21 protein-coding genes and 2 pseudogenes are annotated in these 24,562 nt (G+C 71.2%); 5 read left to right on the top strand and 18 right to left on the bottom strand.

Going from position 1 to position 24,562, the window contains the following annotated elements; translation table 11 throughout:
* Positions 1-19: 19 nt before the first annotated feature.
* The 9 genes and pseudogenes from BUE41_RS21400 to BUE41_RS21355 form a co-directional block, all read right to left on the bottom strand.
* Entirely contained in the window at positions 20-1,285 is a 1,266-nt protein-coding gene (locus tag BUE41_RS21400; protein ID WP_084755540.1) for an amidohydrolase family protein, read from the bottom strand.
* Positions 1,286-1,330: 45 nt separating this feature from the next.
* Positions 1,331-2,440, bottom strand: a complete 1,110-nt coding sequence (locus BUE41_RS21395; protein ID WP_073458933.1) for an alcohol dehydrogenase catalytic domain-containing protein — start codon at positions 2,438-2,440, stop codon at positions 1,331-1,333.
* A 19-nt stretch (positions 2,441-2,459) separates the two neighbouring features.
* Positions 2,460-3,401: an amidohydrolase family protein gene (locus tag BUE41_RS21390; RefSeq protein ID WP_073458932.1), complete on the bottom strand. Its 942-nt coding sequence runs from the start codon at positions 3,399-3,401 to the stop codon at positions 2,460-2,462.
* Positions 3,394-4,902, bottom strand: coding sequence for an aldehyde dehydrogenase family protein (locus tag BUE41_RS32480; RefSeq protein WP_268794521.1), 1,509 nt, complete (start codon positions 4,900-4,902; stop codon positions 3,394-3,396). Before BUE41_RS32480 ends, BUE41_RS21390 begins: the two co-directional genes overlap by 8 nt.
* Positions 4,903-5,002: 100 nt before the next feature.
* Positions 5,003-5,359, bottom strand: a pseudogene (locus BUE41_RS32475) (aldehyde dehydrogenase family protein); the annotation flags it as partial.
* A 337-nt stretch (positions 5,360-5,696) separates the two neighbouring features.
* Positions 5,697-5,804, bottom strand: a pseudogene (locus tag BUE41_RS32115) (hypothetical protein); the annotation flags it as partial.
* Between the two features lie 12 nt (positions 5,805-5,816).
* Positions 5,817-6,926: an NDMA-dependent alcohol dehydrogenase gene (locus tag BUE41_RS21365; RefSeq protein ID WP_073458931.1), complete on the bottom strand. Its 1,110-nt coding sequence runs from the start codon at positions 6,924-6,926 to the stop codon at positions 5,817-5,819.
* Entirely contained in the window at positions 6,923-7,747 is an 825-nt protein-coding gene (locus BUE41_RS21360) for an enoyl-CoA hydratase-related protein (protein WP_073458930.1), read from the bottom strand. The genes BUE41_RS21365 and BUE41_RS21360 overlap by 4 nt, the downstream gene beginning before the upstream one ends.
* Before the next feature lie 49 nt (positions 7,748-7,796).
* Positions 7,797-8,237, bottom strand: a complete 441-nt coding sequence (locus BUE41_RS21355; RefSeq protein ID WP_143172281.1) for a cupin domain-containing protein — start codon at positions 8,235-8,237, stop codon at positions 7,797-7,799.
* A gap of 285 nt (positions 8,238-8,522) precedes the next feature.
* On the opposite strand from BUE41_RS21355, the gene BUE41_RS21350 reads away from it, so the two are divergent.
* Positions 8,523-9,209: a TetR/AcrR family transcriptional regulator gene (locus BUE41_RS21350; RefSeq protein WP_084755538.1), complete on the top strand. Its 687-nt coding sequence runs from the start codon at positions 8,523-8,525 to the stop codon at positions 9,207-9,209.
* Here the strand turns inward: BUE41_RS21350 and BUE41_RS21345 are convergent.
* Positions 9,200-10,999 carry a flavin-containing monooxygenase gene (locus BUE41_RS21345; protein ID WP_073458927.1) on the bottom strand — a complete coding sequence of 600 codons (1,800 nt, stop codon included), beginning with the start codon at positions 10,997-10,999 and terminating at the stop codon, positions 9,200-9,202. The genes BUE41_RS21350 and BUE41_RS21345 overlap by 10 nt on opposite strands.
* 9 nt (positions 11,000-11,008) lie before the next feature.
* Entirely contained in the window at positions 11,009-12,628 is a 1,620-nt protein-coding gene (locus tag BUE41_RS21340; RefSeq protein ID WP_084755536.1) for a flavin-containing monooxygenase, read from the bottom strand.
* 391 nt (positions 12,629-13,019) lie between these two features.
* Between BUE41_RS21340 and BUE41_RS21335 the strand changes: the two genes are divergently transcribed.
* The 4 genes from BUE41_RS21335 to BUE41_RS21320 are packed head-to-tail and all read left to right on the top strand — an operon-like array spanning position 13,020 to position 17,000.
* Entirely contained in the window at positions 13,020-14,009 is a 990-nt protein-coding gene (locus BUE41_RS21335) for an LLM class flavin-dependent oxidoreductase (protein ID WP_073458925.1), read from the top strand.
* Positions 14,006-14,965, top strand: a complete 960-nt coding sequence (locus BUE41_RS21330) for a cyclase family protein (RefSeq protein ID WP_073458924.1) — start codon at positions 14,006-14,008, stop codon at positions 14,963-14,965. Before BUE41_RS21335 ends, BUE41_RS21330 begins: the two co-directional genes overlap by 4 nt.
* Before the next feature lie 12 nt (positions 14,966-14,977).
* Positions 14,978-15,985 (top strand): alpha/beta hydrolase, encoded by a 1,008-nt coding sequence (locus tag BUE41_RS21325; RefSeq protein ID WP_073458923.1) that lies wholly within the window; start codon positions 14,978-14,980, stop codon positions 15,983-15,985.
* A 16-nt stretch (positions 15,986-16,001) separates the two neighbouring features.
* The gene (locus BUE41_RS21320) at positions 16,002-17,000 is read left to right on the top strand and encodes a TIGR03619 family F420-dependent LLM class oxidoreductase (protein ID WP_073458922.1); all 999 of its coding nucleotides are present in this window, start codon (positions 16,002-16,004) and stop codon (positions 16,998-17,000) included.
* Here the strand turns inward: BUE41_RS21320 and BUE41_RS21315 are convergent.
* The 7 genes from BUE41_RS21315 to BUE41_RS21285 are packed head-to-tail and all read right to left on the bottom strand — an operon-like array spanning position 16,963 to position 24,557.
* The gene (locus BUE41_RS21315; protein WP_200804051.1) at positions 16,963-18,651 is read right to left on the bottom strand and encodes a flavin-containing monooxygenase; all 1,689 of its coding nucleotides are present in this window, start codon (positions 18,649-18,651) and stop codon (positions 16,963-16,965) included. The two genes, BUE41_RS21320 and BUE41_RS21315, sit on opposite strands and share 38 nt — an antisense overlap.
* A 20-nt stretch (positions 18,652-18,671) precedes the next feature.
* The gene (locus BUE41_RS21310) at positions 18,672-19,685 is read right to left on the bottom strand and encodes a cyclase family protein (RefSeq protein WP_234997461.1); all 1,014 of its coding nucleotides are present in this window, start codon (positions 19,683-19,685) and stop codon (positions 18,672-18,674) included.
* The gene (locus BUE41_RS21305) at positions 19,682-20,518 is read right to left on the bottom strand and encodes a coniferyl-alcohol dehydrogenase (RefSeq protein WP_073458920.1); all 837 of its coding nucleotides are present in this window, start codon (positions 20,516-20,518) and stop codon (positions 19,682-19,684) included. Before BUE41_RS21305 ends, BUE41_RS21310 begins: the two co-directional genes overlap by 4 nt.
* Positions 20,515-21,174, bottom strand: coding sequence for an SRPBCC domain-containing protein (locus tag BUE41_RS21300; protein ID WP_073458919.1), 660 nt, complete (start codon positions 21,172-21,174; stop codon positions 20,515-20,517). The genes BUE41_RS21305 and BUE41_RS21300 overlap by 4 nt, the downstream gene beginning before the upstream one ends.
* Before the next feature lie 46 nt (positions 21,175-21,220).
* Positions 21,221-22,855 (bottom strand): class I adenylate-forming enzyme family protein, encoded by a 1,635-nt coding sequence (locus tag BUE41_RS21295; protein WP_073458918.1) that lies wholly within the window; start codon positions 22,853-22,855, stop codon positions 21,221-21,223.
* Entirely contained in the window at positions 22,842-23,702 is an 861-nt protein-coding gene (locus tag BUE41_RS21290; RefSeq protein ID WP_073458917.1) for an enoyl-CoA hydratase-related protein, read from the bottom strand. The genes BUE41_RS21295 and BUE41_RS21290 overlap by 14 nt, the downstream gene beginning before the upstream one ends.
* Positions 23,703-23,744: 42 nt before the next feature.
* A complete protein-coding gene (locus BUE41_RS21285) occupies positions 23,745-24,557 on the bottom strand; it encodes an enoyl-CoA hydratase-related protein (RefSeq protein WP_073458967.1) in 813 nt (270 codons plus the stop codon).
* Positions 24,558-24,562: the final 5 nt, after the last annotated feature.

The following is a 24,562-nucleotide window of genomic DNA, read 5'->3' as shown; positions in this document are numbered from 1 at the left end:
TGTCCTCCTGTAGCTCGGGTCAGCGGCCGGTGGTCGGCTCGCTCAGTTCCTTCAGGACGCGCTCGATCCGGTAGAGCTTCGCGGCGTTGTACCGGAGGAACTTGTCCCGCACCGGCCGCTCGACGGTCGCGGTCAGCTCCAGCGCGCGCCTGCGGGAGTTCGGCCACGATCCGTCCGGGTGCGGGTAGTCGGCCTCGAAGCAGATCTGGTCCTCGCCGAGCACGTCGATGTGCTTGAGCATGTCGACGTCGTCGAAGACGCAGGCGTAGACGTGGTCGCGCAGGTAGTGGCTCGGCGGGTTCGGCAGCGGCGGGTCCGGGTTGCGGTAGTCGCGGCCCGGCGACCACAGGTTGTCCAGGCGGTGCACCAAGAACGGGATCCAGCCGGCCTGGGCCTCCGAGAACGCGATCTTCAGGTCCGGGTAGCGGATGAACGCGCCGCAGTAGAGCCAGTCGGTCAGGGAGAACGCCGAGTTGCTGAAGTGGTTGGCGATCCGCACCCCGGGCGGGGCGTCCGGCGAGGTGGTGTGCTGGGTCGAGCTCGACCCGATGTGCATGTTGACGACGGTGTCGGTCTCCGCGCAGGCCTGGAACAGCGGTTCCCAGTAGCCGGAGTACATCGACGGCAGGCCCAGCCGGGCCGGGATCTCCGAGAAGCAGACCGCTCGGCCGCCCCGCGCGGCGTTGCGCCGCACCTCCGCCGCGGCCAGTTCGACGTCCCACAGCGGGACGATGGTGGAGGCGATCAACCGTTCGCCCGACGGCGCCTGCCACTCCTCCAGCAGGTAGTCGTTGTAGATCTTGACGCACTCGAGCGCCAGCTTCTTGTCCTTCGCCTCGAGGAACACCTGCCCGCAGAAGCGGACGAAGTTGTTCGGGAACAGGACCTCGACCTCGATCCCGTCGATGTCCATGTCGGCCAGGCGCGCGTCACGGTCGACGACGCCCTTGCGGCACTCGTCGAGGGTGAGCGGGACGAGATCGACCTCGTCGGCCGCCATGCCCACCGACTGGAAGGCACGGATCAGCGGCACTTCGACGTCCTCGTAGACCCACACGTCCGCCCAGACGAGCTCGTCGCTGCCCGCGCCGCGCGGCACCTGCTTGCGCACCACGTGCGGCACCTTCTCCGGGTCGTTGCCCAGGTGGCTGGTCCACAGGTCGGGCGGCTCCACGATGTGGTCGTCGACCGAGACCAGCCCGGGCAGCTGCCTCAGCTCGTCCTCGGACGGCCCCGAGCCCTCCGTCGCGGTCGCCGAGCGGTCGTGCACGGTGGCACTCGTCATTGGTCGGGTCACCCCTTCGGTGGCACTTCGTCCTTGTCAGCCGGCTCAGAAGACGACGACGCCGCGGATGTTGCGGCCGGCGAGCAGGTCGTCCATCGCGGTGTTGATCTCCTCGAGCGGGTAGGTGCGCGAGACGAACCGGTCCAGCGGGAGCCGCCCCGCCCGGTGGAGATCGAGGTAGCGGAGCACGTCGCGGTGCGGGTCGAGGCCGCCGTACATCGTGCCGACGACGCTCTTCGAGTCGCGCATCAGCGACGCGGGCGGTGTGGGGATGTGGTCGAGGCTGCTCTCCGATCCGCCGACGACGACCGCCGCGCCGCCCTTGTCGAGGCTGTCGACGGCCGCGGCCAGGTGCTCGGGGAGGACGACGTCGATGCACAGGATCGCCTTCTCGACCCCGTAGCCGCCGGTGGCTTCGCGGATGCCGGCGACGGGATCGACCTCGCGGGCGTTGACGGTGTGGGTAGCCCCGAACGTCCGCGCCGCTTCCAGCTTGGCGTCGACGACGTCCACGGCGATCACGCTCGCCGCACCACCCGCGACCGCGCCTGCGACGGCGGCCGTGCCCACTCCACCGACGCCGAAGACCGCGACCGTGTCGCCGGGCCGGACCGCCGCGATGTTCAGCGCGGCCCCCACACCGGTCGACACACCGCAGCTGACCAGGCAGGCGACGGTGAGATCGATGTCCTTGGGGATCACCACGCACGCCGTCTCCGGGGAGACCGTGTACTGGCTGAAGCTGCCCAGCCGCATGCCGGTGCCGATCTCGCCCGACGCCGAGCGCATGCGGAACGTGCCGTCCATCATCGTGCCGTCCGCGACGCCGAGCCCCACCTCGCAGTAGGTGAACTTGCGCCGCTTGCACCGCAGGCAGCGCCCGCACGGCGCCACGAACGTCTGCACGACGTGGTCGCCCGGAGCGATCCCTGCGACGCCCGGGCCGACTGCCTCGACGACCCCGGCGCCCTCATGGCCGATGACCGCCGGCAGACGCATGACCCTCCGCCCCGACAGGAAGTGGTGGTCGGAGAAGCAGATGCCGGCCGCGGCCATGCGGATGAGGACCTCGCCCGGGCCGGGCTCGTCGAGCTCGATGCGCTCGACGCTCAGCGGTTTCCCGGTCTCCCGCAGGACCGCCGCGGTGGTTTCCACCAGTCACTCCTCGCTTCGCTCAGATCTTGAAGACCTCGAGGCAGTTGTCCCGCATGTAGCGGTTCTTGATCTCCTCGGACTTGAACTCGAGCGCCGCCCCTTCGCTCGCCGCCCGCTCGACGCTCAGCAGCGGGTAGTCCGACGCCCACATCACCTGCCGGCTGCCCCGGGTGTTCAGGTGGTGCAGGATCTCCTTCGGGATGTAGCGCGGCGCCCAGCCCGATGTCATGAGGTGGAAGTTCGGGTACTTCTGCAGCAGCGCGACGGTCTCCAGGTGCCAAGGATGGCCGATGTGCGTCCCGACCACGACCAGCTCCGGGAACGCGAGCAGCACCTCGTCGAGCCGACTGGGCTGTTGCAGCGCGGCCGGGCGCAGCGGGCCCGGCATCCCGAGGTTGACGGTGACCGGGACGCCGAGCTCGACGCACTTCGCGTAGATCGGGTAGCACAGCGGATGGTCGATCGCAGCCCCGGAGCCTGCGGGGAACAGCCGCGCCGCGACCATCCCCGCCTCCTTCACCGCGCGCTCGAGCTGGCGGACCGTCGTCATCGCGCCGAACGGGTCGAGCACGACGGTGCCGTAGATGCGCCCCGGGTACTTGTTCACAGCAGCGACCATCTCCTCGAGGAACCGGTCGAAGACCTCGTCCGGCATCCCGGGCGTCTGCTGGAAGACCCCGCGCGGGCGGGTGTGCGGATGGTCCCAGCTGGCCCGCGCGGAGAGCAGGGCCTTCTCCACGCCCGCCGCGTTCATGTGCTCGACGAGCTCGTCGACGGTGCTGCCGACCGCCTTGGCCTGCCCGTACGACTTGAACCACTTGCGGACGTTCGAGCTGAGCACATCCGGCTGAACGAGGAGGTCCTCGCCGGGGACCGGGATGTTCACCCACGCGTCGGCGTACCCGCCGACCACGGTGGCCGGCGTGGCGGACGCGCCCTGCGGCGCTGCACCTTCAGGCATGGAACAGGTCCTCCGGGAAGTCGTCGTTCTTGGCGAGCCGCCAGCGCGGGGGGCGCTTCTCGAAGAAGGCCGCGGCCCCTTCCTTCAGGTCCGTCTGCTCGGCGGTCCACGCGGCCAGCCGCCGCTCGACCAGCTCGGCCGCCGCCCGGTCGGGCTCGGTGAGGAAGCGGTGGACGAGCCGCTTGGTCAACGCGGCCGCCACCGGTGCCACGTTCGCGGCGATGTCGCGGGCGATCTCGAGCGCGCGGGAGAGCACCTCGCCCGCCGGGACGGCCTCGTTCGCGATCCCGAGCTCGGCGGCCTCTCGGCCGGTGAAGATGCGCCCCGTCAGCAGCAGGTCCAGGGCGGTACCGAGCCCGACCAGCCGCGGCAGCAGCCAGGTGGAGCCGAGCTCCGGCACCAGACCGCGCCTGCCGAACACGAACCCGTACTTGGCGTCCTCGGCCACGATCCGCAGATCCCACTGCAACGGCATGGTCATGCCGACGCCGACGGCCGGGCCGTTCATCGCCGCGATGATCGGGGTGTTCATCTCCCAGTACGGGAACTCGTCGCGACGGTCGTCCGAGTGCCCGGACTCGGCCTGCGCGTCCGGGCTGAGGTCGGCACCGGCGCAGAACCCGCGTCCCGCGCCGGTGACCACGACGGCCCTGATGTCGTTGCGGGCGTCGAGCGCGATCAACGCGTCCCGCAGTTCGACCCCCATCAGCGGCGTCCACGCGTTCATGCGGTGCGGCCGGTTGAGGGTCACGACGCCGATCTGGTCGGCGTCCTCCACGAGGATGGTCGAGTACACGCGCTCCCACTCCATCTGACGACGTCGTCCGGCCCCGCGCCCGCAGGCGGCGCTCCACGACCCCGCGACGTCCATTCTGTTCCGTCTCACGGAACGAGCGTTCAACTCGTCCCAGCCTAGTCGGCTGCCTCGCCCTGTCAAGGTGCACGGCAGCCGAATCCGCAGGTCGCGGGCCGTCAGACGCGGTGACCCGGCGGCAGGCCGATGGTCTTGACTCGAAGTACTCCGCCAGCCCTTCCGGGCCGTGCGCCCGCCCGATCCCGGAGTCTTGTAGCCACCGAACGGGAACTGGGGCGCCATCCCCAGGCTGTTCACCGCGACCAGCCCGGCGCGGACCTGGTTCACCAGCGCGATGCCGCGGTCCGGATCCTCGGTGAACACCGCCCCGGCGAGCCTGTACGACGAGTCGTTGGCGATGCGGACCGCATCGGCGACGTCGTCGTAGGGGATGACGATGCGGTCCGGGCCGGAGATCTCCTCACGAGCGATCCGCATGTCGTTGCTCGCGTCGACGAACAGCGTCGGCTCGACGGACCACCCCTTGGCGAAGCCCTCGGGTCGGCCGCCGCCGTAGGCGATCCGCGCACCCTCGGTCAGGCCGGCGGCGATGTAGCCCTCCACCCGCTCCCGCTGACGACTGCTGACCAGCGGGCCGACCTCGGTGGCCGGGTCCCGCGGATCGCCCACCACCACGTTCTCGAGCACGCCGACCAACGCGACGACGATCTCGGAGTAACGCTTGCGCGGCCACCAGGATCCGGGCCCACGCGGCACACGCCTCGCCGTTGTTCAGCAGGGCGCCGGTCAGCAGGATCTGCGCGGCCCGATCGGCGATGTCGACGTCGTCCAGCACGAGTGCCGCCGACTTCCCGCCCAGGTCCAGCACCACCGGCTTGATCATCTCGCCGCAGATGGCGCCGATCCGCCGACCCGCCGCGGTGCTCCCGGTGAACGAGATCATGTCCACCCCGGGATGGCGGACGAGCCGTTCGGAGGTCTCGCGGTCGGCCACGACGATGTTCAACACCCCCGGCGGCAGCCCCGCTTCGGCGAAGGCCTCGGCGATGATGCGGTCGTGCAGCGGCGTCTCCGGTGAGGGTTTGACCACGACCGTGTTCCCGGCGAGCAGGGCGGGGATCGTCTTGCTCAGCTCGAGTGCCACCGGCACGTTCCACGAGACGATGGCGCCGACGACCCGCGCGGCTCACGCACCACGAGCGCAGCCTCGGTACCCGCCTCGCGCAGCTCCGGTTCCGGCACCGGAAGATCCGCGAAGTACTCGAACGCGCCCGGTGCAGCCGGGCATCAGCCGGATCGGGGTGCCGTTCTGCTCGACGACCAACAGGCCGAGCTCCTCGGTGCGCGCCTCCAGGTTCTTGCCCGCCCGCAGGAGGATCTGCCGGCGCTTCACGGGCGACATCCGTGGCCACGGCCCGGTGTCGAAGGCCTTCGCGGGCGGCCGCGACCGCGCGGTCGATGTCCGCCGCGGTCCCGGCCGGGGTGGTGCCGACGACCTCCTCGGTGATCGGCGAGATCACGGTGAACCGGTCGGTGCCCGTGGACGGGACCCACTCACCACCGATGAACAGCGTGTCCTGTTCGATCATGCCGGCTCCTGGTCAGGCGTGGTCGTGGATGAGCACGCCGCGCACGTTGCGGCCGTCGAGCATGTCCCGGTACCCGTCGTTGACCTGCTCCAGCGAGTACCGGCGGGTGATCAGCTCGTCGAGCTTGAGGTCCCCGGTCTTGTACAGCTCGAGCAAGTTGGGGATGTCGTGCAGCGGATTGGCCCCGCCGAAGAGGGACCCGACGATCCGCTTCTGGAACGCGGGCAGCAGGCCGCCGTGGATCGCGGTCGTGTAGTTGCCCATCCCCGTGACGGTCACCTGGCCGCCCTTGCCGACGATCTCGAACGCGTTCGAGACGACCTCGGCGGTCATGACGCCCACGGTGCAGATGGCGTGGTCGGCGAGCAGACCCTGGGTCAACTCCTCGACCAGCTCGAAGGCCTTCCCGGCGTCGTCTGCGACGTGCGTGGCACCGAACTCCTGGGCCTTCTCCAGTTTGAGCGAGACGGGATCCACGGCCACGACGTGGCGGGCCCCGGCGTAGCGGGCCCCCTGCACGGCGTTGATCCCGACGCCGCCGACGCCGTACACCACCACGGTGTCGCCCGGGCGGACGCCCGCCGTGTAGACCGCAGAGCCCCACCCGGTGGTGACGCCGCAGCTGACCAGCGCGGCGAGTTCGAACGGGACGTCGTCCGGGATCTTCACGCACGAGGTCTCGTGGAGCACCGCGTACTGGGAGAACGAGCCCAGCACGCACAGGGCGCCGACGTCCTCCCCGGACTCGGTGTGGAACCGGAACGTCCCGTCCGGCAGGCACCCGACCTGGGCGTTCAGCCCGGAGTTGCAGAGGTTCTGCCGGCCGGTCGAGCAGTACCGGCAGGTACCGCACACCGGCACGAACGAGCACGCCACGTGGTCGCCGACCGCCACGCGGGTCACGCCCTCGCCGACCGCCTCCACGACCCCGGCGCCCTCGTGGCCGCCGACCATCGGCAGCCGGCAGGGCAGGTCGCCGGTCCGTGGGTGGTCGTCGGTGTGGCACAGGCCCGCGGCCATGAACGTGACCAGCACCTCACCGGCCTTGGGCGAATCGAGCTCGAGCTCCTCGATCTCGTACCACTTGCCGGTCTCGCGCAGTACCGCAGCTCGCGTCTTCATGTCCCCCTCGCTCCGTCGTGCGATCCGTGGTGCGTCGTCGCTCGCCGAAGACCTTCGGCGAGCTCGTGGTGGAAGTCCGGGGTCAGGTAGCTCGTCGTCTGCGCGGTAGCCGAGAACTCGGCCGACAGCAGCGCGCCCAGGCGTAGCCACTGGGCCAGCGACCGCTTCGTCGCCCGGTAGGCGTAGTCGGGCAGCCGCACGAGCTTGCGCGCGATCTCCTGCGCGCGCGGGACGACCTCGGCACGGGGCACGATCTGGCCGACCAGGCCCAGCTCGTGCGCGTCCTCGACGGAGAGCGGGTGGCTGCGCAGCAGGATGCGCCGGGCACGGGCGTACCCGACCAGCGCCGGCCAGAGCCACGTGCCGCCGTCCCCTGCCACCAGCCCGAGGCGGATGTGGGTGTCCTGGAAGCGGGCCTCGGGCACCGCGACCACCTCGTCGCTGAGGAACGCGAGCTGGCAGGCGACGCTGACGGCCGGCCCGTTGACAGCGGCCACCAGCGGTTTGTCGAACTCCAGGACGCGGCTGACGATCCCGCGCGCCTCTTCCATCTGCCGCACCACGCCGTACGGGTGCGCCGCGACGAGGTCGCGCAGGGCCTCCAGAGTGGGGCCGGTGAAGAACCGGTCGCCGCAGCCGGTGAGCACCACACCGGTGACCTCGGGGGCCCTGGCCAGGTCGTCCCAGACGTGCAGCAGCTCCCGGTGCATCGGGTGCTCGGCCTCGACGAAGTCCGGCCCGACCGGGTCCCCCATCCGCACGGTCGTGATGCCGTCGTCCTCGACCGAGACGGCGAGGAATCGGTACTGGTCGAACGTCATCGGTCTCCTCCCGCCGCTGCCTGTTGCCGAACAGGTGGCAGGCCGCGGATCAGGCGTTGGACATGAGCAGGTCGAGGAAGCGGGCGGGCTCGGTGGTGGGATTGCGCCAGGCGTGGTTGGCGGCCTGCAGGACGACGGCGTCACCGGCGGCCAGCTCTACGGTGTCGCGGTCGAGGTCGAGCAGGACTCTGCCGGAGAGGATGTAGATGAAGTCGGTCGTCTTCGTGACGTGGAACCCGCGCTCGTCCATCCCGTCGGCGACCGAGGTAGCGGTCATCCCCTTGCCCGGCGGCAGCTCGCTCAGGTACCACAGCGCGCCGCCCTCCGGCGGCTGCGCCGGCCGGTAGACGTCGGCGGGGTCGATCGCGTCCAGCCATGCGCGGATCCGTTCTGGATCCGCCCGGAACAGCAAGCCGGTCTCGGGAATCTTCTCGTCGGAGAAGACGTACGACTTCCCGGAACCGTCCACGGCCACCACTACCCGCCGCACATCAACTCCATCCTGTTCGACGCGACTCCGCGAAACATCAGGGGACACCGGAGCGCATGCCCGGTCGGCAGGGATACTCCGCCGGCCGGGCCGACGCCGGACCGGCGGGATGAATTTCCCCGAAACTAGACACGTCAGCGTGTCTTGTCAAGCGATTATCTGTCTTTCAGCATCCGTCGCAGACTACGCGAACCGCTCTCGGACAGCATTCACCGACACCGCGCCGCGAGAATTCTCGAAGTGCCCGATCCCGCGACCGGAGAAGACGGACGGTATACTCGATCCATGGCAGGTAAGGATTCGCCGGCTGCCGCCATCGCTGGCGCGAAGAAGAATTCTCCGTACCCGCGGAGCGTTCGCGAGGAGCAGCAGCTCATCACGCGCCGACGTTTGCTGGACGCCGCGCTCGGGGCTTTCGAGGCCAACGGCTACCACGGAGCCAGCGTCGAGGAGATCGTCAGCGCCGCCGGCGTCACCCGGTCGACGTTCTACCTCCACTTCAAGAACAAGGCCGAGGTGCTCCAGGTCCTCACCGACTCCGTGCAGGACAGCGTCGCTGAGCTCTACGCCGGGCTGGACGCGGAGATCTCCGGCGACACCGCCGACATCCGACCCGCCGTGCGGCAGTGGCTCGACAAGGCCATCGGCTGGTACTCCGAGCGCGCGCACCAGATCATCGCCGCGGTGTGGCAGGAGTTGTCCGTCGGCGCCGACGCCGAAGGGGCCCGCGGGATCACCGTGGACGAGCACCTCCCCCGCTACCTCGCGCTGTGGCCGGAGAGCGAGCGGGGTGCGGTGCGGACCCGGGTGATCCTGCTCAGCCACCTGCTGTCCCGGGCGGTCCTGCTGTCCCGGCGGGGCGCGCTCCCGGCCGACGAGTCCGTCGTGCTGGAGACGCTCGCCGATCTGTGGACCGCCGGCCTGGCCCGTCCGCAGGCCGGCGGTGCGCTCACCGGGCACGATCAGTCGTAGGCGAACTCGACGTCACGGGTCAGCTCGTCCGAGTTCCGCCAGCGGTCCAGGATCGCGATGTACTCCAGCGGACCGCCGCCGTACCCGCGGGACAGGATCGTGGGGCGGTCGAGCTCACCTTCGTTGTTGAAGTAGCTCGGAGTGCACTCCTCCTCGAACTTGCGCCGGTCGACCGCCTTCGCCTGGAGGGTGGCCGCCCACGCCTCCTCCGCCTCGCGGCGCACCTCCATCGACCGCACGCCGTCCTTGAGGCACCGCGAGATCAGCGCCGCGACGTGCAGGGCCTGCTCGTCGAGCATGTGCGGCACGTTCGTCGTCAGCGAGGCCTGGCAGCCCTGGCCGATGAAGAACATGTTCGGGAAACCGTGCGAGTACATGCCGTGCAGTGACGGGCACCCCTTCGCCCACCGCTGCGCCATCTCGACTCCGCCCCGGCCGACGACCTGGAACTCGCCCGCCTGGTGCGGCGGTACACCGACCCGGAACCCGGTGGCGTAGACGAGCACGTCGATCGGGTACTCGACCCCGTCGAACACGAGCGCGTGCTCGGTGATGCGGTCGAGACCACGACCGTCGGTGTCGAGCAGCCGGACGTTCGGGCGGTTGAAGACCTGCAGGTACTCGTCGCTGTACAGCGGGCGCTTGCAGAACAGGTTGTACCAGGGCTTGAGCGCCTCGGCGGTGGCCTTGTCCTCGACGATCTCGTCGATCCGCGCGCGGATCTCCTCCATCTTCTCGAAGTCGGCCAGCTCCAGCATCTCCGCGACGCTCGCCGCGTCGGTGCGCGATCCCTGGTAGCGGCCCATCCGCGACCAGACGTCCGTCCACCGGTCGTTCACCAGGTCCTCGTCCTGCGGGACGCCGAGCAGGATCGAGGTGAAGTTGAGCATCCGCTTGCGCTGCCAGCCGGGCTGCAGGCTCGCGGCCCACTCCGGATCGGTCGGCTTGTTGCCGCGGACGTCCACCGACGACGGGGTCCGCTGGACGACGACGAGCTCCTTCGACCACTCCGCCAGATGCGGGATGCACTGGATCGCCGACGCCCCCGTCCCGATGATCCCGACCCGCTTGTCCTGCAGCTTCGTGAGGTTTCCGTCCGCGTTCCCCCCGGTGACCGAGTAGTCCCAGCGGCTGGTGTGGAAGGCGGGCCCGCGGAAGTCCTCGATACCGGGGATCCCGGGCAGCTTCGGCCGGTGCATGCCGCCACTGCCCAGGCACAGGAACCGCGTCCGCATCGCGTCGCCCCGATCGGTCTCCACGATCCACTCGGCGGTGGTCTCGTCCCACCACACCCTTTTCACCACGGTCTGGAAACAGGCATCCGAATACAGATCGAAGTACTGCCCGATCGCCTGGCAGTGCCGGAAGATCTCCTCACCCTTGGCGTACTTCTCCGTCGGGATGTAACCGACTTCCTCCAGGAAGGGCATGTAGATGTAGGACTCGACGTCACAGCGGATCCCTGGGTACCGGTTCCAGTACCAGGTTCCGCCGAAATCCCCGCCCTTCTCGACGATGCGGATCCGCTTCACGCCCGCCTGCCGCAGCCGCCCGGCGGTGATCAGCCCGGAGAACCCGCCACCGAGGATGATGACGTCCACGCTGTCGGTCAGCGGTTCCCGCTCGATGCGCTCGGTGACGTAGGGATCCTCGGCGAACGCGGCGAACTTGCCCACCATGTCCACGTACTGCCGGGTGCCGTCCGGGCGAAGCCGCTTGTCCCGTTCCTCGCGGTACTTCCGGCGGAGGGCTTCCGTATCGATCGTCGGCTTTCCGGTCGGCTTCGACATCGCATTGCCTCACATTCGCGTCAACTGGTCCGGGTCGCTCACGCCGCTCCGGCTGTGCTGCTCTCGCCGTGCCGAGCCCGCGGATCGGGCGTCGTCGATCCCGCCCGCCCCGCGGCAGGAACCCAGACGCTCGGCACGGGAGGACAGGCGCGCGGTGGTCCGGGTCAGGACGGCGTAGGCGACCATGCCCTCGGCCCAGTAGATGACGTCGCGGCCCGTCCGCGCGCGGCCGTAGTTGTGCACGTCCCGGTACCGCGCGACGACGTAGCGCTGCATCCGGCGCTGGATGATGCGGTTGAACAGGTCCATCACCGGCTTGCGGACCTCGATCGCGGTCACCCCGCGCCGCACCATCCGCTTGATGTTGGCCATGACGAACTCGACCTGGCGCTCGTGCATGAACATGATCGGAGCGCCGTTGGTGTTGGGTCCGTACAGCATGTAGAAGTTCGGGAATCCCGCGACCGTGAGGCCCAGGTAGGCGTGCGGCTCGTCGCCCCAGACCTCGTGGATCGTGCGCCCGCCGCGGCCGACGATCTCCACGGTGTCCAGGAACGAGGCCGCCTTGAACCCCGTGCACATGACGAGGACGTCGACCTCGTGGCTCGTTCCGGTGTCGTCCACGACGGCGGTCTCGGTGACCTCGGCGACCGCGTGCGGGACGAGCTCCACGTTCTCGCGCAGCAGCGCCGGGTAGAACTTGCTCTCCTTGACCGGCCGCTTGCCCCCGAACGGGTAGTCGGGGGTCACCAGCTTCGCCAGGTCGGGCCGGTCGCGGAAGGTCTCCTCGATGAACTTCTCGCAGATCCGCTGCGCGGCGACGTTCGACGGCGTGCCCTCGATGAACGACTTGCCGAGGGTCTTCTCGTAGGTCAGGAACTGCTTCAGCCGCATCCACCGGCGGTAGCCGGGCCGCAGCAGCCGCGCGCGTTCCTCGGGGGTGAAGTCCCGGTCCAGCTTGGGCATCACCCATCCCGGCTGCCGCTGGAAGAGCGTCAGGTGCTCGACGATCGGCGCGATCGCCGGCACGATCTGGGCGGCGGTCGAGCCGGTGCCGACCACCGCGACCCGCTTGCCGGTCACGTCCACGTCCGGGTCCCAGCGCGCCGAGTGGAACTTCGGCCCCCGGAAGCGGTCCAGGCCCGGCCAGGTGGGGTGGTTCGGCTCGTTCAGCAGCCCGACCGCAGACACGACGACGTGGAACCGCTCCCGCTCACCGGTGGAGGTCAACACCTCGTAGGTGTGGGTGGCCTCGTCCCACTCCGCCCGGACCACGGCGGTCCGCAGGCGGATGTGCGGTCGCAGGCCGTAGGTGTCGGCGACGTTCTCCAGGTAGGCCTGCAGCTCGGGCTGGCGGACGTGCGTCCTGGTGAAGGCGTAGGGGTGGAAGCTGAACGAGTAGAAGGGGACGGCGGTGTCCACCTCCGCGCCGGGGAAGCGGTTGTCCCACCAGGTGCCACCGATCCCGTCGCTCTTCTCGAAGATCGTGAAATCGCACGATCCCTCGCGGCGCAGCGCCACGCCCATGCACAGCCCGCCCGCACCGGCACCGATGATCGCCACCCGCAGCCGCGGCCGTCCTCGACCGGCGGGCGGAGCGTTCGCCGCGTCGTCGCCCGGAATCGCCATGCCTCAACCCCCAGCAGCGGTGGAAGATCAGAAGATCAGAAGGTCAGAAGACAGTGTGTCTTCTGGCGAAGCTATATGTCTCTTGGGGTTCTGGTCAAACAACTGGCGTGCGCGAGGAACCCGAACCCGGACGAACCGGAAGGCCGGCCGCGGAGGGTTCTCCCGCAGGTCGACGGAGCACGAGTCTTACCGTTCCGTTTGACAGAACACTTGTTTCGCACTCGTGCCATTGATAGCGTCCCGTTCCCGCCGGCGTCAAGCGGCCGCACGGTCGTGCCACCGAGGAGGGAGACGCGGATTTGCGCAGGTTGCACGGGGTCGATGGGCTGACGAGACGCGGTGCCGACCGGCGGAGTGCGGTGCCGCCGGCAGTGCTGCACGGGGCCCGGCCGTGACCGGGCCGGCTCACGAGCCGTTCGCCGAAGGCAGCATCTCGCTCGGCCTCTACCTCGAGGACCTCGACGCCACGAGCGCCGTGCATGAGCTGCTGCACCAGGCGCGGCTCGCGGAGGAGGCGGGGTTCGACGGCGTCACGCTCAGCGAGCACCATGGCGGGTTCGAGGGTTACGTGCCCACCCCGGTGCTCGGCTGCTGTTGGCTGCTCGACGTGCTCGGCACCGCATGGGCAGCGCCGTGCCCTGTCATCCTGCCGCTGCGCCCGGTCAACCTCCTGCTGGAGGAACTCGCCTGGCTCGCTGCCCGACATCCCGGGCGGGTCGGGGCAGGGTTCGCGCCCGGATTCGCCGCCGACGACTTCGCCCTCGCCGGGGCTGCGCACGAGACCCGGCGTGCGGACTTCTACCGGGCCCTGCCGAAGGTCGTGGCCGCGCTGCGCGGCGAGGCGGGCGGCCCGCTCGGCGACGACCGCGCCGTCCGCGTCCTCGCGGATCGGCCCGTGCCCGTGCTGGGCGCGGTCGCCGGTCCGGTCGCCGCGGCCAAGGTCGCCGCGGCCGGCGCGGGATCACTCGTGGCCACGTTCAAGTCCCCGGCCCAAGCCAGGGAGCTCACCGAGATCCACAACGCCCGCGGCGGCACCGGCCCGCGGGTGCTGATCCGCCGGTGCTGGCTGGGCCCCCGGCCCGCGAGCCGCGGCTCGACGGCGCCGCGATCAGCCCCGCGGACCTGGGCGAACGGCGACCGGACCGACATGGTCCGGGCCGAGACCGGCGCTGAGCTGGCCGCCCAGCTGCACGCCAAACTCGTTGAGAGCGGCACGACGGCGCTCAACATCCGCCTGCAGCTGCCCGGCAGCACTGTCCAGACCACCCGTGACCAGATCGTGCGTTTCGGCACCGAGGTCCTGCCCGCCCTGCGGGAGCTGATCCGCTCCGCCCCGACGGCGAGCACGGCTCCGGTCCGCGCCGTCGGGAGCCCGCGATGACCTACCCGAAGTACGCCGAGCTGCCCTTCGTCGAAGGCACCACCGAACGCCACTGCTGGGGTGTCTTCGGCGCCGACGACGAGCTCGGCTGCCTGAACTTCATCACCCCTGAGAAGACCGCGGCGGCGTTCCGCTCGGTCCGCCACGGCGTCGTCGTGAACCTCGACCTGCCGCTGACCGAGCCCGCCACCGTGTTCTGGTCCAAGCGGGAGCCGCTGCAGCACCACGAGGTCCTCAAGCGCAACAGCCGCGACGACTACCTGGACAACTTCTACCTCCAGGGCAGCACCCAGTGGGACGGCCTGCGCCACCAGCGCTTCCGCCAGTTCGGCTACTACGGAGGCCGGCAGGAGTCCGACCTCGACGGGGGCGGGGTCCTCGGTATCGACCGCTGGGCCCGCACCGGGATCATGACGCGCGGTGTCCTCGTCGACCTGCCGCGCCACCGGTCGCGCCGAGGGTTGCCGCCGGTCCGGCCGGACGAGCGGTTCGCCGTCAGCGCGGAGATCATCGAGGAGATCGCGGCGGACGAGGGTGTGGCGATCGAGCCGGGCGACGTGCTGCTGCTGCGGACCGGCTGGCTGCCGTGGTACCTCGGGCTGGACGATGCGCGCCGTGATCAGCTGGTCGCGGCGTTCCGGGAGGACCGCACGGCGCTGCGCCTGCCCGGCCTGGACGCGAGCGTCGAGACCACGGCCTGGTTGTGGGACCGACGGATCGCGGGTGTCGTCGCCGACAATCCCACCCTGGAGGCGCTGCCCTACGACCGCTCGGTCGGCTGGGCCCACCACCGACTGCTGGTCCTGCTCGGTCTCCCGCTCGGTGAGCTCTGGGCGCTCGAGGACCTGGCCGTCCGCTGCGCGGAGCTGGGTACCTGGTCGTTCGCCCTCGTGTCCGCGCCGCTCAACCTGCCGCGCGGCTGCGCCTCCCCCGCCAACGCCTACGCCGTCTTCTGATCGGAGTCTCTCGTGTTCATCGAGGAGTTCGACGGGCTGGACCCCATGGAGCCCGATCCCGAGCTGTCCCGCGGCTTCGCCGAACGGGCGAAGATCCTCAACGGCCGGTGGTTCAGCGACATGACACCGGCCGAGGCACGCGCGACCTTCGCCCGCCTCCAGGCGCTGCACCGCGATACCCCCGAAGCCCGACGGGAGATCGGTGAGGTGTCCGACGCGGCGTTCGAGGCGGAAGGGCTGCGCGTCGGGGTGCGCGTCTACCGGCCGCGCACGCCGGGCCCGCACCCGGTGGTGGTCTTCTTCCATGGCGGCGGCTGGGTGTTCGGCAGCGTCGACACCTACGACCCGACCGCCCGGGCGATCTGCGAGGTCTGCGACGTCGTCGTGGCCAGCGTGGACTACCCGCTCGCTCCCGAGCACCCCTTCCCCACGCCGTTCCTGTGCTGCGTCGCGAGCGTCGAGTGGGTCAAGCAGAACATCGCGGCGTTCGGCGGCGACCCGGACGCGGTCGTCGTGATGGGGGACTCCGCCGGGGCGAACCTGGCCGGCGCGACCGCACTGGAGTGCACGAGACGCGGGATCGAGCTGACCGGTCAGGCGATCGTCTACGGCCCCTTCGCGCACATCGGTCTGGCCGAGGAGGTCGGGCTGCGCCCCTGGGCGGAGCGCGACCAACGGTTCGGGCCGACCCTCACGGCCACCTCGTGGTACTGGGGGAACTACCTCGCCGATGCCGCGCACGCCCGCGACGAGCGCGCCAGCGTGCTGCTGCAGGAGGACATGAAGGGCGCCCCACCTGCTGTGATCACCGCTGGGGTGCTCGACACGTTCTGCGAGGAGAGCCGAGCCTACGGGCACCGGCTCGCGGACAGCGGGGTCAAGGCGTCGATCACCCGCTACCCGCGCCTGCCCCACGGCTACCTCACGCACGTGTCGCTGCCCCGCGAGCACCGCAGCCAACTGGCGTACGAGGCCTCCATGCACACCCTGGGCAAGGTGCGGGAGCTGGCCCGGTCCTGACGGGCGTGGATCGCGCATGGCTCACCTCGCCGCACCGGTGCCGTCCCCGAGCCGGCCGTTCTTCTCGTTCGCCGTCTACCCGCCCGACCGCCTGACCGAGGTCGATGATCTCGTGCGGGTGGTCCGGGCGGCCGAGTCCGCCGGGTTCGACGTCGTGCAGTTCCCTGAGCACGTCCTGCCGCCCCGCGGCTCCGTCGCGCTGCTGGGCAACCGGACGTGGTGGGACCTGCCCACGCTGTTCGCGTTCCTCGCGGCCCGGACGAGCACGATCCGGTTCCTGCTCGGCGTGGCCGTGCTGCCCAACCACGAGCCGATCGGCTTCGCCAAAGCGCTGGCCACCCTCGACCAGCTGTCGGGCGGGCGGCTGCTGCTCGGCGTCGGATCCGGCTGGTACGCCGCGGAGGCGGACCGGCTCGGCTACCCCTTCGCCGAGCGCGGCGCGATCACGGACGAGTACCTGGCGGCCCTCGTCGAGCTGTGGACGTCCGACGACCCGTCGTTCGCCGGTCGGTACGTGTCGTTCTCGGACGTGTGCTTCGCCCCCCGGCCGCTGCAGCGCCCGCACCCGCCGATCCTGGTGGGCGGCACCGGGCCGCGAGTGGTGCAGCGGATCGCCCTGCACGGGGACGGCTGGCTGCCCATGGCGATCGACCGTGCCGAGGCGCTGCGGGTCTTCGACCGGATCCGCCGCGAGGTGCGGGCGGCGGGGCGGGACCCGCAGCGGCTGTGGTTCCGGCAGGAGGTCAGCTGGTCCGCAGGCGGTCTCGGGGCGCGCACGATCGCCCGGGTGCACCACGGCGGCACGGGGCCGGCCGGTCCCGCAGCGCCCGCGGGTGGCGCCGCCGTGCTCGCCGAGGTCCAGGAACTCCTCGCGAGCAGGGTCAACCTCGTTTCGGTCGCGTTCGCCTGGGAGACCGCGGACGAGCTGGTCGGCCAGCTCGCCGCGGTCGGCCGTGAGGTGATCGAGCCGGTCCGGCTCAGGGCTGGGGCACTCCCGTCGGGATGTCGGGAGTGAACGCGCCGAAGTCGATGTCCACCTCGGTCTCGCGGTCCCCCAGGCGGAACCCGGGGTAACCGCCCGCGGCGACCGCGTCGCAGATCTTGCGGAACCGGCCGAGGCCGCCGGCGTAGGGCATGAACGACCGGGGCTTCCCGTCGATGTTCGCCCCGACGTACCACGATGCGGCCATCGGGTAGAGGGTCCGGGAGGCGACCTCGCCGACGTGGTCGGTCCAGCGCTCCTCGGCCCGCGCCCCGGCCTCGATCACCGCGATGCCGTTCTTCTCCAGGTGCGCGAGGCAGTCGATCACCCAGTCCACGTGCTGCTCGATGGCGGTGGGCATGTTCGTGAGGACCGAGGGGCTCCCGGGCCCGGTGATCATGAAGAGGTTCGGGAAACCGGCCGTGGCGATCCCGAGGTAGGTGAGCGGTCCCTTCGCCCACTTCTCCTGCAGGGTCAGCCCGTCGCGGCCGACCGGGTCGATCGCCAGCAGGCTGCCGGTGATCGCGTCGAACCCGGTGGCGAACACGACCGCGTCCAGCTCCACCTCGGTCTCGCTCGTCCGGATGCCGCGCGGGGTGAACCGCTCGATCGGGGTCCGCCGCAGGTCGACGAGGGAGACGTTCTCCCGGTTGAACGTCTCGTAGTACCCGCTGTCCAGCGGGATCCGCTTGGTGCCGATCGGGTACGTCGTCGGGGTGAGCAGCTCCGCTGTCCGTGGGTCCTTCACGATCTCGCGGATCTTGCGCCGCACGAACTCGGCGACGGTCTCGTTGGCGGCCTCGTCGACGAGGATGTCGGTGTAGGTCCCCAGGAGCCGTCCGCCGCCGCGCTCCCACGCCTGCTCGAACGCCGCGATCCGCTCCTCCTCCGGCACCTCCAGGGCGGACCGGGTCGGCACCGGGTACGGTGTACCGGCAGCCGAGTGCCGGCAGCGCTCCCGGATCTCCCGGTACCGGGTCTTCAGGTCCTTGACGAAGTCGGGATCGAGCCGGTGGTTGTTGGCGGGCAGGGTGTACTGCGGCGTCCGCTGGAACACCGTCACGTGCGCGGCGATCCTGGCGATCTCCGGGATGCTCTGGATCCCGGTGGAGCCGGTGCCGATCACCCCCACCCGCTTCCCGGTCAGGTCGGCGTCTTCCGGCCACTCGCTGGTGTACAGCAGCTCGCCGGTGAACTCCTCGAGGCCCTCGAACCGTGGCTTGCTCGGCGTCGACAGGCACCCGACCGCGGTCACCAGGTACCGGGTCCGCACCTCGTCACCGGTGTCGGTCCGCACCGTCCAGACGTGCTCCTCGTCGTCCCACACCGCGCCGCTGATCCGGGTCTCGAACACGATGTCGCGGCGCAGGTCGAACCGGTCGGTGACGTGCCGCAGGTACGCGAGGTTCTTCTCCTGGCTGGGGTAGCGCTCCTCCAGCGGCCACTCCTGCTCCAGCTCCGGGGAGAAGGAGTAGGAGTAGTACATGCTCTCGGTGTCGCACCGCGCGCCCGGGTAGCGGTTCCAGTACCACACACCGCCCACGTCCGGCGCCGCCTCGTACACGCGGGTCCGCAGTCCCAGCTCGCGGGCCCGGTGCAGCAGGTACAGGCCGGAGAACCCGGCCCCGATGACGACGACGTCCCAGAGGCCGCCGGGCCCCGGGCGATCCTGGTCGTGGCTCACGTCCACAGCTGCTCCTGGTCCTACTTGATGGCGAGAGGATTGATCGGCGAGCCCACGGCGCCGGTGATCAGCAGGGGCTGGGCGACGAGCAGGAACTCGTAGACCCCGTCCTCGGCGCAGTCGTGGGCCAGGGTCTCCAGGTCCCACATCTCGCCCAGGAGCATCCCCATGTCGCGCAGCGCGAGCATGTGGAACGGCAGCGTCACGCCGGGGAACTCCTTGGTGCTCGTCTCCAGCGCCAGGTTGTCCGCCGCGATCGCCGCGACCTCGCGTTCATGCAGCCACTCCGCGCAGCGCCAGCTGATCCCGGGTCCCCCGGCCCCCGAGCCGCCGGTCGAGCGGAAGTACTGCCACCACCCGGTCCGCACGAGCAGGATGTCGCCGGTGCCGACGTCCACGCCCTGCGCCGCCGCGACGGCCTCCAGCTCCTCGGGCCCGATCACCGCGCCGGCCTCCAGGTGCGTGGCGCCGCGGTGGGCGACGACGTCCAGCAGCACCCCGCGGCCGACGACCATGCCGCGGGCGGCGACCTTGTCGATGCCGTTGCGAGTGGCGCCGAAACTGGTGACCGTGCCGGCCGGCCGGTCGTTGTAGAGCCGGTCCTCGTAGTAGACGTGGGCGAGCGCGTCCCACTGGGTCGCGCACTGCAGCGGCATCATGATGAAGTCGTCGTTGAACCGCATCGGGCCCCGCCACAGCTCGCTGACCTGGCGTTCCGCCTCCCCGCCCCAGCCGCCGAGCCGCTCGGCCACGTCGTGGTCGCCGCCGTCGAGCGTCATCAGGTGGACGGGGTTGCGCCGGTACCCGTGCGCACCCTGCGGGCCGTCGGCGTCGAACGGGACGCTCAGCGAGAAGACCGCGCCCCGTCGGGCCAGCGCCGTGGCGCGCGCGACGTGCGCGGGCGTGATGTGGTTGAGTGTGCCGAGCTCGTCGTCCGGTCCCCACCGGCCCCAGTTCGACACCTTCCGCGCGGCGGCCCGCAGCTCGTCGGGCACCGGGACGGTCCGCTCCGGCCGGCTCCCGGTCGCCGTCACGGCCACGTCCCCACCGGCACCGGCGCGCCGAGCGCGGCCACTTCCTCGGTGCTGATCCGGCCGCCGTCGCTCCAGATCACCTGCCCGGTCACGAAGCTCGCCCATCCGCTGTTGAGGTAGAGCAGGATCTGCGCCTGCTCCTCGGCGGTGGCGCGGCGGCCGACCGGCGCGAGCAGCGCATCGAGCCGGGCCGCGCCGTGGGCCTTCGCGGAATCGGCGAGCATCGGGGTGTCGGTCACGCCGGGACCGACGGTGTTGATGCGGACCCCCTGCCGCTCCATCAGCTCCCAGCACCGCAGCTTGGTGTAGAGCACGAGCGCCTCCTTCGAGATCCGGTAGCCGCCGCGGCGATCGAGGTAGCCGTGGTGCTGCTCGCACCAGCGCCGGCCATCGGCGAACCCGGTGGTGCGCACCAGCCCGAGCACGTCGGCGGCGTTCTCCCGGTAGCCGCGCCCGGCCGCGGAGGTGGTGCTCACGACCGCCCCGCCGCGGGCGATCCGCGGCGCGAGCTGTTCGACCAGCTCGCGCAGGCCGAGGAAGTTGACCTCGACGACGCGCCGGGGCGCGGCCGCACCGTCGGAGAGGCCGGCGCACAGGAAGAGCGAACCGATCCGCCGCGGCAGCTGCGCCACCGCAGCAGCCAGCGAATCGGGATCGCCGAGGTCGGCCTGCACGGACCGCGCCACGCCGTGGCGCGCCGGGCTCCGGTCGACGCCGACGACCTCAGCGCCCGCGTCCGTGAGCAGACCGGCGACCGCGGCGCCGATGCCCGAGGCGGCGCCGGTCACCACGATCGGTAGGTCCCGGTAGCCGTCCAGCACGGACGGCCTCACCGGACCGCCCTCCCCGCCCGGCCGAAGATCCCCCGGACCAGCCGGCCCAGCCGCGCGCGCGTGATCCGCAGGACCATCCCGAACGCGCCGATGGCCCGCGGGGCAGCGGGCGGCGGTGCCGCCCCGGCTGCTTCGGCTGCGCGGTACTGGCCCGCTGGGGGTTCGCCGGCATCGACGGTCGCAGCGTCCCCATCGGCGTAGCGCGCCTTCACCGCCTTGCCGAACTGCTGGAAGATGTCGTGCGCGACGTCGCCCACCATGCCCGCGGCGAAGTCGGCGACCATCCCGGTCAGCGCCACATCGCACTTCACCACGAGGGTGGAGCCGCCGCTCCCCCGCTCCAGCGCGGCCAGGGTCAGGTCGGCGCTGAGATCGCCCTCGCCGGAGGTCTCGCTCGCCGCCGCCTGGTAGGTGATCCGCCGGTCGGCCTCGACTAGCTCCTTCACCGTCATCGTTCCCCGGTAGCGGTAGCGGATCGGGCCGAACGCGAACACGACCTCGCCGGTCCGCACTCCCCCGTCGTCCGGGGCCCGCGGATCCAGGCTCGCGCCCGGCACGCACGGCGCGACCTGGTCGAGGTCGCGGAGCACGGCGAACAGCGCTGCGGGGTCGAGCTCCAGGTCGATGCGGTCCTCGACGGTGGTCGTCTCGCTCATGGTCCTCACTCCTGTCGGGCCGGCGGTCGGGGTTCGGGAGGCGGGCTCAGCCGGCGGCCGCCGCCACGATCTGCCGGAGGCGCTCGCGCGCGATCTTGTCGCTGCTGTTGCGGGGCAGCTGCTCGACGAAGAGCACCGAGGTGGGCTTCTTGTAGCCCGCCAGGTGCGCGCGGCAGTGCGCGATCACCTCGTCCTGCGTGAGGGACACCCCTGGCCGGACCACGACCACGGCCACGGGGGTCTGGCCCCAGCGCTCGTGCGGTCCGGCGACGACGGCGCACTCGGCGACGGCGGGATGGGTGCGCAGGACGCGCTCCACCTCGGCCGGGTAGATGTTCATGCCGCCGCTGACGATCAGGTCCGCCCGCCGGTCGACGACCCGCACGTACCCGTGGGCGTCGATCGAGCCGAGATCACCGCTGTGGTACCAGCCGTCCCGGAACGCCTTCGCGGTGGCCGCCTCGTCCCGCCAGTACCCGGCCACCAGGCTCGGCGAGCGCACCAGCAGCTCTCCGACGGACTCGCCATCGTGCGGCAGGGGCGCACCGTCGGCGCCGACCACCTCGACCTCGACACCCGGGACGGGTCGACCGACGGTGTCGAACACGGCCGAGCCGATCGGTGAGGCGCCCAGCACGTCCAGCGCCGACGTGGAGCACACCAGCCCGCCGGAGTTCTCGGTCATCCCCCATCCCTCGACGAAGCGGGCACCAGCGAGCTCCCCCAGCTGCTGCAGCAGTGAGCCGTCCACCTTGGATCCGGCGTGGAGGATCGACTGCAGGCTGCCGAGCCGGTCCGGGGCGCCGCCGAGGTGCTCGACGAGATCGCGGACGAACGGGGACGGGATCGTCGTATGGGTCGCGCGGTACCGCTCGACCACGTCGAGCAGGTCGTCGACGTGCCAGCCGGTCCCCATCAGGACCGAGGCACCGCCGGTGAACAGCGTCGGCAGCAGGTGCGCCGACACGCTCGAGGTGAACGACATCGAGTTGGTGTGCGCCCGCACTCCGTACGCGGGGAGGCGGGTGGCCGCCACCTGGCTGCGGCACACCGTCATCACCGACCGGTGGGTGAGCACGGCCGCCTTCGGGAAGCCGGTGGTGCCGCTGGTGAAGGCCATGATGTACGGAGCGTCGCCGGGCACCGCCGCGGCCGCCCGGGTGGCCGCGGCTGCGGCCAGCACGTCCTGGTACGCGGCGGCGCCCGCGACCCGCTCCGTGCCCGGGGTGAGCGTGAGCCGCAGCGGGCGGTCTGCGGCCGCCTCCTCCACCTTCGGCGCCGTGCCGTCGGTGAAGACGAGGGCCTGCACGTCCCCGCGGTCGAGTGCGTAGCGGGCCTCCTCCGCGGTGAACCGGGCGTTGACCGGCACCACGACCAGTCCGGCCTTGGCAGCGGCGAGGTACACCTCGAGGTACTCGGGGCAGTCCTCCATCCAGGCCCCCACCGGGGCGCCGGGGCGCAGCCCCGCCGCGGTGAACGCGTTGGCCAGCCGGTCGGTCCGCTCGTGCAGCTCCGCGTAGGTGCGCAGGCGCTCGCCGCGCCGCCCGACGGCCGGGCTCGCCGGAGACCGGCGCGCGATCGCCGCGAGCGCGTCGGCGATCGTCGGCTCGGCGGGCGCCGGGAGCGCGTTCGCCGGGCCTGCGCCGTTCGGGGATCCGACGATCGGGTCAGTGCTGGTCATCGGCCTGCCCGCCGGCCTGCTCGGCCTCGTCCCCATCGGGGATGCCCTCGGTCTGGAAGCGCGCGATCGCGGCCTTCATGCCGTGCTCGCGCAGCCAGCCGCGCAGCACCTCGCTGGAGGCGTCCTTGTGCACCATCGCGTCCCACTCGACGCCGGCCAGGACGGTGTCGCGGAACCCGATGCGGTCCCACACGCGGTTGATCGCGGCCTTCTTCAGCTGAAGGACGCTCGGCGCCATCCGGGCCATGTCGGTGGCCAGCCCCCACACCGTCTTCTGGAGCTCGTCGGCGGGCACCGCGAGGTTCGCGTAGCCCCACTCCGCCGCGGTCCTCCCGGTGATCTCGCTGCCCGCGACCATCGCCATCTGCTTGGCGCGGTGCGGACCGACCAGCAGGGAGAACATCGGGCTGATCCACCCACCGCCGGTGGGCAGCTTCGGCCAGCCGATGCGGCAGTCCTCACTGACGACGACCACGTCGCAGCACATCGGCAGCTGCACCCCACCGGCCATGCACACCCCGTGCACCTGCGCGATCACCGGCTTCGGGCAGTCCCACAGCCGCAGGAACATCTCCGCGTGCCCGCGCAGGCGCTGGCGGTCCGACCAGATGTCGCGGTCGGCTCCGCGGTGCTGGCCACGCTTGCGGCTCAGGTCGAAGCCGGAGCAGAACGCCCGGCCGTTCCCGCGCAGGATCGCGACGCGGGCCCGTGTGCTCTGCTCGAAGGCGTCGAGCGCGCGGTAGAGATCCGCCTTCATTTCCTCGCTGATCGCGTTGAGCCGCTCCGGCGCGTTCAGCGCGATGACGCCGACCCGCCCGTCTTCCGTGTACTCCACCTGCACCGTCATTCGTTCCCATCCCGTCGATCCGGACGAGCCGCGGCCCGCCGGTCAGGTCCCCGTGAACCGCGGAGGACGCTTCTCGCGGTAGGCGGCGACCGACTCGCGCGCGTCGTCGGACAGCGAGGTCAGCCGCGAGTTCACGGCCTCGTAGTGCATGACCCGGCGCAGATCGGCGCCGAGCGCGAAGTTCACGCTGTCCTTGAACTTCCCGTAGGCGAACGTGGGTCCCGCCGCGAGCCGCCGGCAGACCTCCTGCGTGTGCTCCTCCAGCTCGTCGGCGGGATGCACGGAGGTCGCCAGGCCCATGGCGACCGCATCGGCTCCTCCGACCCACTCCCGCAGGAGGGCGAACTCGCGGGCCTTCGCGCTGCCGAGGATGCTCGTGAGCAGGTAGGCCATCCCGAAGGTGCCGCTGACGGCGCGGGCCAGGAAGCCCATCCCGAGCCGCGCGTCCTCGGCGACGAACCGGACGTCGCAGGCGAGCGCGAGGGCGAGCCCGCCGCCGAGGGCCCAGCCCCGCACCATCGCGACGGTCGGCTTCGGCATCGAGCTGAGCAGCTCGATCGCTTCGAACCGGCGGTCGAGGACCCGCACCTGGTGGTCCATCCGCGGCCCCACGGCGTCGGTGGGCGAGCCGCGCCGCTCCCGGTCGGACATCAGGTCCACGTCCCCGCCCGCGCAGAAGGCCCTCCCCTGCCCGGTCAGGGCCACGCACCGGACCTCCGGGTCGTCGGCCAGCTCCCGCAGCCGCAGCACGAGACCGTCCATCAGCGCGGCGTTCATGGCGTTGAGCCGGTCGGGCCGGTTCAGCCGCACCCACGCCACGGAGCCGTCGCGCTCGACCAGGACCTCGTCACCCACGTCCG

Source organism: Pseudonocardia thermophila, from assembly GCF_900142365.1.
Lineage (GTDB): Bacteria > Actinomycetota > Actinomycetes > Mycobacteriales > Pseudonocardiaceae > Pseudonocardia > Pseudonocardia thermophila.
The sequence above is the reverse complement of the archived record's forward strand: the minus strand, read 5'-3'. Positions and strand labels throughout refer to the sequence as shown.